This is a genomic window from Aeromonas sp. R7-4 (assembly GCF_040908055.1).
GTDB classification, from domain to species: domain Bacteria; phylum Pseudomonadota; class Gammaproteobacteria; order Enterobacterales; family Aeromonadaceae; genus Aeromonas; species Aeromonas sanarellii.
In genome coordinates this window covers 21,985-35,413 of sequence record NZ_JBFODA010000001.1, presented here as the reverse complement: position 1 = coordinate 35,413, position 13,429 = coordinate 21,985, and the positions used below count along the sequence as shown (strand labels likewise).

13 protein-coding genes are annotated in these 13,429 nt (G+C 64.6%); 9 read left to right on the top strand and 4 right to left on the bottom strand.

All coding sequences use genetic code 11. The features are described from left to right. Positions 1-147 precede the first annotated feature (147 nt). The 6 genes from AB5Y72_RS00175 to AB5Y72_RS00150 all read left to right on the top strand — a co-directional run bounded on the left by AB5Y72_RS00175 (position 148) and on the right by AB5Y72_RS00150 (position 5,930). Positions 148-1,269 carry a branched-chain amino acid ABC transporter substrate-binding protein gene (locus tag AB5Y72_RS00175; protein ID WP_325783608.1) on the top strand — a complete coding sequence of 374 codons (1,122 nt, stop codon included), beginning with the start codon at positions 148-150 and terminating at the stop codon, positions 1,267-1,269. Between the two features lie 64 nt (positions 1,270-1,333). Continuing rightward, a complete protein-coding gene (gene livH, locus AB5Y72_RS00170; RefSeq protein WP_042074019.1) occupies positions 1,334-2,260 on the top strand; it encodes a high-affinity branched-chain amino acid ABC transporter permease LivH in 927 nt (308 codons plus the stop codon). Continuing rightward, positions 2,257-3,525, top strand: a complete 1,269-nt coding sequence (locus tag AB5Y72_RS00165) for a high-affinity branched-chain amino acid ABC transporter permease LivM (protein WP_209794966.1) — start codon at positions 2,257-2,259, stop codon at positions 3,523-3,525. Before livH ends, AB5Y72_RS00165 begins: the two co-directional genes overlap by 4 nt. Further along, positions 3,522-4,295: a high-affinity branched-chain amino acid ABC transporter ATP-binding protein LivG gene (gene livG / locus AB5Y72_RS00160; protein ID WP_042074016.1), complete on the top strand. Its 774-nt coding sequence runs from the start codon at positions 3,522-3,524 to the stop codon at positions 4,293-4,295. The genes AB5Y72_RS00165 and livG overlap by 4 nt, the downstream gene beginning before the upstream one ends. Before the next feature lie 8 nt (positions 4,296-4,303). After that, the gene (locus AB5Y72_RS00155; RefSeq protein ID WP_319904870.1) at positions 4,304-5,005 is read left to right on the top strand and encodes an ATP-binding cassette domain-containing protein; all 702 of its coding nucleotides are present in this window, start codon (positions 4,304-4,306) and stop codon (positions 5,003-5,005) included. A 79-nt stretch (positions 5,006-5,084) separates the two neighbouring features. Then, entirely contained in the window at positions 5,085-5,930 is an 846-nt protein-coding gene (locus AB5Y72_RS00150) for an AraC family transcriptional regulator (RefSeq protein WP_325783609.1), read from the top strand. On the opposite strand, the gene AB5Y72_RS00145 is transcribed toward AB5Y72_RS00150, so the two are convergent. Next, positions 5,909-6,502, bottom strand: coding sequence for a LysE family translocator (locus tag AB5Y72_RS00145; protein ID WP_368198399.1), 594 nt, complete (start codon positions 6,500-6,502; stop codon positions 5,909-5,911). The genes AB5Y72_RS00150 and AB5Y72_RS00145 overlap by 22 nt on opposite strands. A 164-nt stretch (positions 6,503-6,666) precedes the next feature. Here AB5Y72_RS00145 and glpE point away from each other — a divergent pair, with 164 nt between their 5' ends. After that, entirely contained in the window at positions 6,667-6,990 is a 324-nt protein-coding gene (gene glpE / locus AB5Y72_RS00140) for a thiosulfate sulfurtransferase GlpE (RefSeq protein WP_209794968.1), read from the top strand. 29 nt (positions 6,991-7,019) lie between these two features. After that, positions 7,020-7,853 carry a rhomboid family intramembrane serine protease GlpG gene (gene glpG / locus AB5Y72_RS00135; protein WP_325783619.1) on the top strand — a complete coding sequence of 278 codons (834 nt, stop codon included), beginning with the start codon at positions 7,020-7,022 and terminating at the stop codon, positions 7,851-7,853. Between the two features lie 76 nt (positions 7,854-7,929). Here the strand turns inward: glpG and AB5Y72_RS00130 are convergent, their stop codons facing one another. After that, entirely contained in the window at positions 7,930-10,356 is a 2,427-nt protein-coding gene (locus tag AB5Y72_RS00130) for a VolA/Pla-1 family phospholipase (protein ID WP_368198398.1), read from the bottom strand. A 299-nt stretch (positions 10,357-10,655) separates the two neighbouring features. Between AB5Y72_RS00130 and AB5Y72_RS00125 the strand changes: the two genes are divergently transcribed. Then, positions 10,656-10,913, top strand: a complete 258-nt coding sequence (locus AB5Y72_RS00125; RefSeq protein ID WP_368198397.1) for an accessory factor UbiK family protein — start codon at positions 10,656-10,658, stop codon at positions 10,911-10,913. A gap of 187 nt (positions 10,914-11,100) precedes the next feature. Here AB5Y72_RS00125 and fre read toward each other — a convergent pair whose 3' ends face one another. Beyond that, positions 11,101-11,799: an NAD(P)H-flavin reductase gene (fre, locus tag AB5Y72_RS00120; RefSeq protein WP_368198395.1), complete on the bottom strand. Its 699-nt coding sequence runs from the start codon at positions 11,797-11,799 to the stop codon at positions 11,101-11,103. 142 nt (positions 11,800-11,941) lie between these two features. Then, entirely contained in the window at positions 11,942-13,411 is a 1,470-nt protein-coding gene (ubiD, locus tag AB5Y72_RS00115) for a 4-hydroxy-3-polyprenylbenzoate decarboxylase (RefSeq protein WP_368198394.1), read from the bottom strand. Positions 13,412-13,429 lie beyond the last annotated feature (18 nt).

Here is a 13,429-nt window from a genome sequence, read left to right as displayed (position 1 = left end):
CCTCCCCCCCCACCCGGTTAGTATCTTTAACATCTTGTTATTGCACGGCGAGGAATGATAGAACCTTATCTATCGCCGGGCTGGCGGGACACAGGCTCGGAATGACGTGCATAAAATGAAACAATTCACTGATTAAGGGACGAATCAATGCATAACTTCAACAAAATAGCGGTCAGGGCAGCGGTTTCTTTGGCCCTGTTTGGCTCGGTATCCATGGCCAATGCGGCCGACACCATCAAGATCGGCATCGCCGGCCCCCTGACCGGCCCGGTCGCCCAGTACGGTGACATGCAGTTCACCGGCGGCAAGATGGCGGTCGAGCAGATCAACAAGGCGGGCGGCATCAAGGGCAAGCAGATCGAAGCCGTCATCTATGACGACGCCTGCGATCCCAAGCAGGCCGTGGCCATCGCCAACAAGGTGATCAACGACGGCGTCAAGTTCGTGGTCGGCCACCTCTGCTCCGACAACACCCTGCCCGCCTCCGACATCTATGAAGATGAAGGGGTGCTGATGGTGACGCCGGCCTCCACCAACCCCAAGATCACCGAGCGCGGCTACCAGCTGACCCTGCGCACCATCGGCCTGGACAGCGACCAGGGGCCGACCGCCGCCAAGTACATCATCGAGCAGGTCAAGCCCCAGCGCGTGGCCGTCATCCACGACAAGAAGCAGTACGGTGAAGGCATCGCCTCCAGCGTGAAGGCCGCCCTGGACAAGGCCGGCGTCAAGGTCGTGGCCTATGAGGGCATCACCGCCGGGGACAAGGACTTCTCCGCCCTGATCGCCAAGCTGCAGAAAGAGAACGTGGACTTCGTCTATTACGGCGGCTACCACCCGGAGCTGGGTCTGATCCTGCGCCAGGCTGGCGAAAAGGGTCTGAAGGCCAAGTTCATGGGTCCGGAAGGCGTGGGTAACAAGGACATCTCCGCCATCGGCGGCCCGGCTTCCGAAGGCCTGCTGGTCACCCTGCCGAACAAGTACGACCTGGTGCCCGCCAACGCCCCCATAGTGGAAGCATTCAAGGCCAAGGGTCAGGACTCCTCCGGTCCGTTCGTGTGGACCACCTACGCGGCCATGCAGGCCTTGGCGGCCGGTATCGCCAAGGCGGGTGAGGATGACCCGGCTGCCGTGGCTGCCGCCATCAAGGCCGCACCGATCGACACCGTCATGGGTCCCCTGACCTGGGCACCGAACGGTGACCTCAAAGGCTTCGAGTTCGGTGTCTTCCAGTGGCACGCCGACGGAACCTCCACTCAAGTCAAATAATCTGCCAGTCGGGGTGACATGAGTCACCCCTCCTTTCTTTGCGGGCAAGTACAGGGAACGCGGTATGTCCGAACACCTTCTTTACCTGGTTCAGCAGTTGCTGAACGGATTGACCATAGGCAGCACCTATGCGTTGATCGCCATCGGCTACACCATGGTCTACGGCATCATAGGCATGATCAACTTCGCCCACGGCGAGGTCTACATGATCGGCTCCTACGTCGCCTTCATGGTGATGGCCGGGCTCATGATGATGGGCATCGACAGCACTGTGCTGCTGCTGGGGGGCGCCTTCCTGGTCAGCATCATCATCACCGGCAGCTATGGCTGGACCATAGAGCGGGTCGCCTATCGCCCGCTGCGGGGCGGCAACCGCCTGATCCCCCTCATCTCCGCCATCGGCATGTCGATATTCCTGCAGAACATGATGCGGATGGCACAGGGCTCGCGCGACATCGCCATGCCCACCCTGATCTCCGGGGGCTGGTCCCTCGGCGGCGAGGACGGCTTCCAGGCCAGCCTCTCCTACATGCAGCTCATCATCTTCGTGGTGACCTTCGTCACCATGCTGGCGCTGACCCAGTTCATCGGTCGCTCCCGCATGGGCCGCGCCTGCCGCGCCTGCTCCGAAGACATCAAGATGGCGAACCTGCTGGGCATAGACACCCATGTAGTCATCTCCATCACCTTCGTGCTGGGGGCCGCCCTGGCCGCCGTCGCCGGGGTGTTGCTCGGCATGTACTACGGCGTCATCAACCCCTATCTCGGCTTTATGGCCGGTCTCAAGGCATTTACGGCAGCGGTACTGGGCGGCATCGGCAGCATCCCGGGTGCCGTGCTGGGCGGCCTGCTGCTCGGTGTGGTGGAGGCGCTCACCGCCGGCTACCTCAGCACCGAGTACAAGGATGTCATGGCCTTCGCCCTGCTCATCTTCGTGCTGCTATTCATGCCGACAGGCATCCTGGGTCGCCCGGAGGTCGAGAAGGTATGAAAAAGCAATTCATCCATGCCTGCATCGCCAGCCTGATGCTGCTGGTGCTCTCCTTCTGGCTGCTCGGCTTCGAGCTGGAGACCGACGGCTCCCGCCTGCTGGTGGTGAGTCGCCTCGATGTGTCGCTGGCCTGGCTGCTGGGGGGCGCCACCCTCGTCTTCTGGTTCCAGATGCTGCGCGGCCAGATCGCGCGCCTGTTCCAGGCCTCCATCAGCGGCTTCTCCGTCGGCTTCACCAAGCTGGTGCTGCCAAGCCCGGAGGAGGCGCCCAAGCTCTATAACCTGACTGCCGTGCTGGTGCTGCTGTTCGCGGTGAGCTGGCCCTTCATGGCCTCCCGCGGCGCCATTGATCTGGCCACCCTGACGCTTATCTACATCATGCTGGGGCTGGGCCTGAACGTGGTGGTGGGCCTCGCCGGCCTGCTGGATCTCGGCTACGTCGGCTTCTATGCGGTCGGCGCCTACAGCTACGCCCTGCTCAACAGCTACTTCGGCCTGAGCTTCTGGGAGTGTCTGCCCATCGCCGGCCTGATGGCGGCCACCTTCGGCTTCCTGCTCGGCTTCCCGGTGCTGCGGCTGCGGGGGGACTACCTGGCCATCGTCACCCTGGGCTTTGGCGAGATCATCCGCATCCTGCTCAACAACATGACCACCCTGACCGGCGGCCCGAACGGGATCTCCGGCATTCCCAAGCCGACCCTGGGGGGCCTGGAGTTCAACCGCACCGTCAAGGACGGCGGCTTCGAGACCTTCCACGAGTTCTTCGGCATCGCCTACAACGCGAACCACAAGGTGATCTTCCTCTACCTGATGGCGCTGGTGCTGGTGATCGCTACCCTGTTCGTCATCAACCGATTGCTGCGCATGCCGCTGGGCCGCGCCTGGGAGGCGCTGCGGGAGGACGAGATCGCCTGCAAGTCCCTGGGGCTGAACCCCACCATCATCAAGCTGACCGCCTTCACCATAGGCGCCTGCTTCGCGGGCTTCGCCGGCAGCTTCTTCGCCTCGCGCCAGGGCTTCATCAGCCCGGAGTCCTTCGTCTTCATCGAGTCGGCCATCGTGCTCGCCATCGTGGTGCTGGGGGGCATGGGTTCCCAGATCGGGGTGGTGCTGGCGGCCATCGTCATGACGGTGCTGCCGGAGCTGGCCCGCGAGTTCAACGAATATCGCATGCTGATGTTCGGTCTCTTGATGGTATTCATGATGATCTGGCGGCCGCAGGGACTGCTGCCCATGAGTCGACCCCATATGGAGCTGCGTAAATGAGCAACAATCACACATTGTTGGATGTCTCAGATCTGTCGATGCGCTTCGGCGGCCTGCTCGCGGTCAACGGCGTCAAGCTGGACGTGAACAAGGGGGAGGTGATCTCCATCATAGGCCCCAACGGCGCCGGCAAGACCACCATCTTCAACTGCCTGACCGGCTTCTATCGCCCGAGCGGCGGTGTCATCCGCTACAAGGGCGAGGAGATCCAGGGCCTGCCCGGCCACCTCATCGCCCGCAAGGGCATAGTGCGGACCTTCCAGCACGTGCGCCTGTTCAAGGAGATGACGGCGGTGGAGAACCTGCTGGTGGCCCAGCACAGGCACCTCAACACCGGCTTCCTCGCCGGCCTGTTCAAGACCCCGGCCTTCCGCCGCGCCGAGAAAGAGGGGCTGGAACAGTCCGCGTTCTGGCTGGAGAAGGTGGGGCTCAAGGATCTCGCGAACCGCGCCGCGGGGAACCTGGCCTACGGCCAGCAGCGCCGGCTCGAGATCGCCCGCTGCATGGCGACCCGGCCAGAGCTGCTGATGCTGGACGAGCCGGCCGCCGGCCTCAACCCCCACGAGACGGACGAGCTCAACGAGCTCATCTCCAACCTGAGGGACGAGTTCGGGGTGTCAGTGTTGTTGATAGAGCACGATATGAAGCTGGTGATGGAGATCTCCAGCCGCATCTTCGTGGTCAACCAGGGCACGCCCCTGGCCAACGGCAAGCCGGACGACATTCGCAGCAACCCGGCGGTGATCAAGGCCTATCTGGGCGAATCATAGGAGTCATGATGTTAGAACTTCGCAACGTATCGACCCATTACGGCAAGATTCAGGCGCTGCACGACGTCAGCGTCGAAGTAAAAGAGGGCGAGATCGTCACCCTGATCGGCGCCAATGGCGCCGGCAAAACCACCCTGCTGATGACGCTCTGTGGCGAACCCAAGCCCAGCAGCGGCAGCATCTGGTTCGAGGGAGAGCAGATCAACACCCTCAGCACCGCCCGCATCATGCGCAAGGACATCGCCGTGGTGCCGGAGGGGCGCCGCATCTTCGCCCGCCTGACGGTGGAAGAAAACCTGCTGATGGGGGCCTTCTTCGTCGACAAGGCGGAGCAGCGCGGCCTGCTGGACCAGATTTTCACCCTGTTCCCCCGACTGCACGAGCGGCTGGAGCAGCGGGCCGGCACCATGTCCGGCGGCGAGCAGCAGATGCTGGCCATCGGCCGCGCCCTGATGAGCAAGCCGCGCCTGCTGCTGCTGGATGAACCGTCGCTCGGGCTGGCCCCCATCGTCATCCAGCAGATCTTCGACACCATAGAGCAGCTGCGCCAGAAGGGGATGACCATCTTCCTGGTGGAGCAGAACGCCAACCAGGCGCTCAAGCTGGCGGATCGCGGCTATGTGCTGGAGAACGGCCGGGTGGTGCTGCAAGACACGGGAGAGGCCCTGCTGGCCAACCCCGCCGTCCGCCAGGCCTACCTCGGCGGCTAAGCGTGTATTGCCACCCCGTCTCCCCCGACCTCGGCCACCCGGCGCGGCCGGGGGATACTCCCCGTCAGAGGCTCACCCCTTGAGCCGGACGAGGGAGACGCCGGATCACCACCAGTTCTGGCACGACCCTGCGCTGCCCTTCATCGAGGCCCGGGCGGTGCAGGATGGCCGCCGCGTCTGCTACGACAAGCACAGCCCCCCCCACTTCTCCATCGGCGCCATCACCGGCGGCCACAACCACTACCTCAACCAGCGCAGCCTTCAGGAGGTCGGCCGCGGCAGCCTGGTGCTGATGAACCCGGAGGAGGTGCACGCCTGCAACCCCATCGACGACCAGCCCTGGTCCTATCTGATGTTCTACATCGACAACCTCTGGTTGCAGCGCCAGCAGGAAGAGGCCGGACTCGGCAACGCGTTTCGCCCCTTCGACATGACCGCCAGCCGGGATCCCCTGCTCTATCGGGGACTGTGCCGGCTTCACCGGCAACTGGTGGATGAGCCCGATCCCCTGGCCCGGGAGGTGGTCTGCCACCTCTTCAGCCGCCAGCTGCTGGCCAGGCTCACCCCGGCACGCTGGGACGATCGCCCGCCCCAACACCTGCAACGGGCCGCCGAGCTGATGCAGGACGAGAGCGCCAGCCCCCTCAGCCTGACCGAACTGAGCGCGGTGGCCGGACTCACCCCCTCCCACTTCGTGCACGCCTTCAGCCGCCACTACGGCATGACCCCCCACGCCTATTTGGTGGACAGGCGCATCCGTCACGCCCGCACCCTGCTCAGGCAGGGGCAGCCCCTGGCGGAAGTGGCGCTGGCCAGCGGTTTTGCCGATCAGGCGCACTTCCAGCGCCAGTTCAAGCGCCGGGTCGCCGCCACGCCGGGCCAGTACAGGGCGCAGCTCGCCCCTCAGGACGAACGCACCAGATAGGCGGCGCTGAGCAGCAGCAAGAGCGCCATGGCCCGGTTGAACCAGCGCAACCGGCGGGACGCGATCAGCCACCCCTGCAATCGGCTGCCCGCATAGGCCCAGCAGGCGATGGAGACGAGGCAGATCACCAGATAGAGGGCGGTGAACAGCACTATCTGCCCCACCCCGCCCGCGACCCCGTAGGCCCCCATCCCCATGCTTGCCGCCAGCCAGGCCTTGGGGTTGAGCCACTGCATCAGGGCACCGTACCAGAAGGCGGGCGGCCCGCCGTCCACCCCCTCCACCCGACCTGAGTCCACCAGCAACTGCCAGGCCAGGTAGCAGAGAAAGAGCACACCGCCCCAGTGCAGGACGCCGGCCACCAGGGGCCAGCGGGACAGGGCGCCGCCGAGGCCCAGCCCCATCAGCAGCAGCAACAGGATGAAGCCCAGGGTCGCCCCCACCACGTGGCGCAGGCTGGCGGGGAAGCCGTAACGGGCGCCGGTGCCGAGGGCGACCAGGTTGACCGGACCGGGGGAGATGGACATGGCCAGGGCAAACCCGGCCATGGAGAACAACAGACTGATTTCCATGGATGATGCTCGTAAAAGGAGTGGAGTCTCCACCCTAGTCATTCGCCCCCGCCCGATATTGAAGGAAATTGCGATCCCCCGGAAATCCCCACACATTGCGGGCTTAGCGCCAGCCCCCGCTTGCGGTAAACTGCCCTTCAATCCCCCATTTTCAGGACATCTCAATGGACCAGTTTGCCCATATCAGCGCCCAGGATGCCCACCAGAAGCTGAGCGCCGGTGAAGCCCGCCTCGTGGACATTCGCGACCCCCAATCCTTCGAGGCAGCCCACGCGGTCGGCGCCTTCCACCTCACCAACGGCACCCTGGTGCGCTTTATGAACGAGGTGGACTTCGACACCCCTGTCATCGTGATGTGCTACCACGGCAACAGCAGCCAGGGGGCGGCCCAGTACCTGCTGCAACAGGGCTATGACGAGGTCTACAGCCTGGATGGCGGCTTCGAGGCCTGGCGCAGGGAGTTCCCGATCCAGGCGGGGGACGCATGACGGAGGCAGGCAACTCCTCCCCGGCCGGCATGATCCAGCTGCTGGTGCTGGGCGACGCCCGCATGGCCCAGGCGCTGGTGGATTACCTCGCCACCCTGGGCATCCCGTGCGAGCTGACCCAGTCCGAGCTCGGCGTCTCGGTCTGGCTGGCGGACGAGCGGCGCCTCGCCCAGGCCCAGCAGGAGGTGAAGCGCTTCCTGGCCGAGCCCAATCATCCCCGCTACATGGAAGCCTCCTGGCAGTCCGGCCGGGCCGACGCCCGCATCGACTACAGCAAGGGGATGACGGATCCAGTCACCGACTTTCTCCATCAGGCGGGCCCCCTGACCCTGGTGGTCATCATCGCCTGCCTGGCCATCTATGCCCTGGATGCCATCGGCCTGCCCATCTTCGACGAGCTCGCCTTCCACCCCACCCTGGCCCAGTTCACCGACTGGCAGGCCTGGCGTTACGTCACCCCGGCCTTCATCCACTTCTCGGTGCTGCACCTGGTGTTCAACCTGCTGTGGTGGTGGTATCTGGGGGGCCAGATCGAGCAGCGCCTCGGCAGCGGCAAGCTGTTCATCCTGCTCATCGTCGGGGCTGCACTGCCCAACATAGCCGAATTCTTCGCGAGCGGCCCGCGCTTCGGCGGCCTCTCCGGGGTGGTCTATGCCCTGCTCGGCTACAGCTGGCTGCGCGCCAGGCTGCAACCGGATTGCGGGCTCGCCATGCCGCCGGCCCTGATGGGCTTCATGCTGGTCTGGCTGGTGCTCGGCTTCTTCGACATGCTCGGCACCCCCACGGCCAACATGGCTCACCTGGTCGGCCTGCTGGTCGGTTTACTGCAAGGCTGGCTGGACAGACACCACAGGCCCGCCTGACGCACTTCCTAGCAGGCACCATCACCAGAAACGAAAACGCCGCCCCTTGGGGCGGCGTTGTTATTGGCCGATTGGCTTACTGCTTGAGCAGGCTGGCGTCGGTCACCTTGACCAGAGCACCGTCGCTTGCGAAGAAGCTGCCGAACTGGGTCTGCATCTCGGTGGTGACGGCGCCGGTCGGATCGAAGTCCTCGTCCGGTGCCAGCAGCGAGCTGTGCCCCCCGGCCACGAAGCGGGCCGCATGGTGGCTGGCGGCGCCGGTGGCGGTCAGCGGTTGCAGGGCCAGCACCTTGAACAGCGGCTCGGTCCCACCCAGCGGGGCGGTGGCGATGCTGTTCGGGATCACCCGATCCGACAGGCTCAGGGCGCCGTCGCCGACGATCTCGGTGGCAAACAGCGGGAAGTCCGCCGCTATGCCGCTCCCTAGGTTGATCGGGTCTGCCGAATCCAGCACCGACTGGGCCGCGAAGCTGTAGCTCTGCAGGGTGCTGGCCGCGCTCGCCTGGGTGGCCGCATCCTGGCTCGGCAGGAACTCGTTGACGAAGCAGGTCGGCACCGCCGTCTTGCAGTTCGGGGCATAGGCGGTGAAGGCCGCCTTCAGGGCCGAGCTGCCGGCGGTCAGCACGCTCATCTGGATCGTCGGGCCGAAGGTCGGCGAGTTCAGCAGCAGCGGCGCTATGCCGCCACCCGGCATGGCCAGGCCGCCGGTATCGAACTTGAACAGGCCATCCGCCGCATTGCCCATAGGCTGGTTGGCGACCGCCAGCAGGTTGGCCCCGGCGATGGCCCCCAGGGAGTGGCCCAGGAAGTGTACCTTGAGGCTGCCCGCCGTGCCGATGGCACCAGCCTTATTGGCCAGCCCCACCGCCAGACGCAGGCCCAGCAGATCCGCCACGCTCTGTTTCAGGTTGTCGCGGGCCACGGTCAGGTAGCTCAGGTTCAGATAGGGGGTCGGGTTCTCGGAGGTGGTCACCGAGTCCAGGCTGCCGGTCAGGGCGAAGCCACGCTCACCGTGCAGCGGGTGATCGATCACCACCACGGCCACGTTCTTGGCCGGTGTGGCTTTGGCACCGGCACCGATCTGGCCCAGGGCCAGCGCATAGGCGTTCTCCTTCACCGAGGTGACGCCGTGCTGATAGATGATCACGTCGGTGATGGCTGTCAGCGGCGCGGCGGCGAAGATCCGCATCGGCACGGACTGCACCTCTTCCAGCTTGGGCAGCGGGTTGAAACGGCCGACGTTCATCTCGGGATCCAGCGGCTTGCCGCCGGAGGTGAGGGTCACCCCGATCAGCTTGCTAGCCTGTGCCAGCAGCTCGGCCTGACGGCTCGGATCGGCGATGAGCTCGCCCAGCCGGTCCGGCTCCACACCGGCGCTCACCAGGCCGCCGATCACCTCGGCATCCTGGGCCTTCAGGGCGTTCGCGATGGCGTAGAGGCTGGGGATGGCGCCATGCCAGGACTGGGTCCTGGCCTTGTCCCAGGAGCCGGCGGTGGCCGGAGAGGAGAGGAAGTAGGGCAGCTTGACGGTACCGCTGTAGACCTTAGTGACATTTGCGACAGGGGTTAAACCAGCGGCAGCGACTCCAGCTTTAATTGCCTCTTTTGAATCAACAGGTAGTAACAGGTCCGATACGTTATCAAGCGCATCCATGAAAAGAGGAGCACTAGCATCCCAATTAGCCATGTAAGTACCGGGCAGGCTGGTATTGCCTAGAGCGTCCTGCTTCCACAGGGCGGCGGCGTCCAGGGTCGGGCTCTTGAGCACGGATGCGGCCGCCCCTTTCACCGCCACCAGAACGTCGGCCCCGGACTGGGTACCGAACCAGTCGGAGAAGATCACGTGGTCGCTGGTGATGCCGGTGGCGGCCTTGAACAGCCCTTCCTGCAGGGTGATCAGGCCGTTGATGGTCTGCTCCTGGGCATTGCTGCCCGGGTTGCTCTTGTAGTTGCTGTAGTCGCTACCCGCCTTGACGGGGTTGCCGCTGCTGTCTTTCAGCGAGTCGGTCGCCACTATCATGTAGTAGGAAGAGGGGTTGAGCGGCTTGAGTGGCACCAGGTTCAGCTTGCCGGTCGACTCGGCGACCACGAAGTCGGTCCCGTAGGCCAGCACCTTCTTCACGCCGCTCGGGCGCAGGGCGGCGCTGTCAAATTCCAGCTCCAGCAGGTAGAGGGGTGCCACCGAGGCACCGAATTCGGCCGCCGCGGGGGCCTTGACCTGGATGCCGGAGGCGGTCACCGGCACGATCTGGATCGCCTGGGTGGTGGACCAGCCGTCCAGGGTGGAGAGGGCGGAGACCGGGTTGGAGAGATCCGCCGTCTCGGTGGAGAATTTCAGGGTGCCGTCGGTGGCACGGGCGGCCAGGGCGCTGGGACGGACGGCGTTGGAGCCGCTCAGCAGGTAATCGAGATAACTGGAGGTATCGCCTTTCTTCTCATCACTGCCGCCGCAACCGCTCAGCAGCGCACCGAGAACCGCTGCATAAATTATCTTTTTTTTCATATCCTTATCTCTTTTATGTTGTTATCCATGATGAGCCTGACGGGGTAGGGTTCAAGCCCGACCGAAACATATTAACAGCAACGCAACAATTATTAAGCCTCTGGTCGGTCATCTGATCTGATTTTTTTGTGTACAGCATCAAGGAATTGACATTGCTACCCGCGGCTGAGGGTAGCAGCATCCGGTGCCACACCAGACCCGACCAGAGCCTGTTGGCGACTCGGACGCAAAAAGCCGCCCCGATCTCGGCAAAGGGGGGGATTTGTCGGTAGAATGGCGCATCGCTTAAGGAGAACCCCATGATCGACCCGAAGAAACTGGAAGAGATCGCCAAACAGGTACACAACGCCCTGCCGCCCGGCATTCGCAGCATGGGTGAAGAGGTGGAGAAGAAGACCCGTCAGGTGCTGCAGGCCCAGCTGAACAAGCTGGATCTGGTCAGCCGCGAGGAGTTTGATGTCCAGACCAAGGTGCTGCTGCGCACCCGGGAGAAGCTGACCGCCCTCGAGGCCAAGCTGGCCCAGCTGGAGCAGCAGCTCGCCGCCAAGGGCGAGTAACCGGTCAGGGCAGCACGCCCGCCGGCGGATAAAACAAACCCCAGCCAGGCTGGGGTTTGTTGTTTCTGATGCCCGAGAGGGGGTGGGCCGATACGGGCTGGCGAACCAGGTTGCTCGCCCCTCATCCCCGGCCCTTCTCCCGCCAAGGGAGAAGGGAGCAGATCGGCGTTCCCCGGCTAGACGGTGATCAGATGAATTCGTAGGCGTCGCCGAAGATGCGCTCGGGCTCGGCGCCCAGCACCTTGAACTCCTCCCGCGCGGCCCCCGCCATCTCGAAGCGACCCGCCACATAGATGTCGTAGTCGTGCAGGCTGACGAAGTCGTCCATGATGGCCTTGTGCACCAGCCCGGTCCGGCCGGTCCAGTCCGCCTCCGGCTCCTGCACCACGGGCACGAAGGTGAGCGGGGCGTAGTCCAACGCCCACTGCTGCATCTGCCCCTGCTCGTACAGCCAGTGCGCCTGGCGCACGCCCCAGTAGAGGAACACCGGGCGCTTGCTGCCGGTGGCGATCAGGTACTCCAGGATGGAGCGGGCATAGGAGAAACCGGTGCCCCCCGCCATCAGGATCAGCGGACGGGGCGACTCGTCACGCAGGAAGGCCTTGCCCGCCGCCAGCTCGATCTCGATCTCCCCCTGGTCGCGCATGCGGGCCAGCACCTGGCCGGCGTAGGCGTTCTCCGGGGTGGCACCGATCTGCAGCTCCAGCACGCCGGAGCGGGTCGGCGAGTTGGCGATGGAGAAGGGGCGCTTGTCCGAGTCGCTCATCACCACCAGCAGATACTGGCCCGGCTTGAAGCTGATGGCCTGTTGCGGCGCCAGGGCCACGTGCCAGATGGTGTCGACATATTCGCGCAGTTCCTCTACGCGGCACTTGATACGTTGCATTCTTGTCCTTTTGACGGGCCAGCCCGGCCCACTTCGCTCATTGATTCACTGTGTTCGACCAGCCCGTGGTCAGGTCAGTCGAGCATACCCAATTCGGCCGGCCAATACCGCACTTTTGTACCGGCCGGCCCGGATGGCGGCATCAGCCGAGGATATTCAGCTCATCCCAGATGGCGTCGATCTTCGCGCTGACGGCGGCATCCTGGACTATGGGTTGGCCCCACTCCCGGTTGCTCTCCCCCGGCCACTTGTTGGTGGCATCCAGCCCCATTTTGGAGCCGAGCCCGGAGACCGGCGAGGCGAAGTCCAGGTAGTCGATCGGCGTGTGCTCGATCAGGGTGGTGTCCCGCGCCGGGTCCATCCGGGTGGTGATGGCCCAGATCACGTCCTTCCAGTCCCGGGCGTTGATGTCGTCGTCGCAGACGATCACGAACTTGGTGTACATGAACTGGCGCAGGAAGGACCAGACCCCCAGCATCACCCGCTTGGCGTGGCCGGGGTAGCGCTTCTTGATGGTCACCACCGCCATCCGGTAGGAACACCCCTCCGGCGGCAGGTAGAAGTCCACGATCTCGGGGAACTGCTTCTGCAGCAGCGGCACGAACACCTCGTTCAGCGCCACCCCGAGCACCGCCGGCTCATCGGGCGGACGGCCGGTGTAGGTGCTGTGGTAGATGGCGTCGCGGCGCTTGGTCATGTGGGTGATGGTGAACACCGGGAACTCGTCCACCTCGTTGTAGTAGCCGGTGTGATCGCCGTAAGGCCCTTCCGGCGCCATCTCGCCCGGCTCCAGATAGCCTTCCAGCACGATCTCGGCGCTGGCGGGCACCTCCAGATCGCAGCTCAGGGCCTTCACCACCTCGGTGCGACTGCCCCGCAGCAGGCCGGCGAAGGCGTATTCGGAGAGGCTGTCCGGCACCGGCGTCACGGCGCCGAGTATGGTCGCGGGATCGGCGCCGAGCGCCACCACCACCGGGAAGCGCTCGCCGGGATGGGCCTCCTGCCACTCGCGATAATCGATGGCACCGCCCCGGTGATCCAGCCAGCGCATGATCAGCTTGTTCTTGCCGATCTTCTGCTGGCGGTAGATGCCGAGGTTCTGGCGCTTCTTGTAGGGGCCGCGGGTGATGGTGAGACCCCAGGTCACCAGGGGGGCCACATCGCCGGGCCAGCAGTGCTGGATCGGGATCTGGTCCAGATCCACCGCGTCCCCCTCCAGCACCACCTGCTGGCAGGGGGCGGAGGAGAGCCGCTTGGTCGGCATGTTCAGCACCTGTTTGAAGATCGGCAGCTTCTCCATCAGCTCCTTGAGACCGCGGGGCGGCTCTGGCTCCTTCAGGTAGGAGAGCCAGGTGCCGACCTGGCGCAGGGCGCCGACGTTGGGCTGCCCCATGCCCATGGCGACCCGATCCGGGGTGCCGAACAGGTTCGTCAGCACCGGCATGCCGTAGCCTTTGGGGTTCTCGAACAGCAGGGCCGGACCACCCGCACGCAGGGTGCGATCGCTGATCTCGGTCATCTCCAGATAGGGGTCTATCTCGCGGCTGATGCGCTTGAGCTGTCCGTTCTGTTCCAGCTGCGCGATAAAATCACGCAAGTCCTTGTATTTCATGCGGGTACCCTGTGTGCA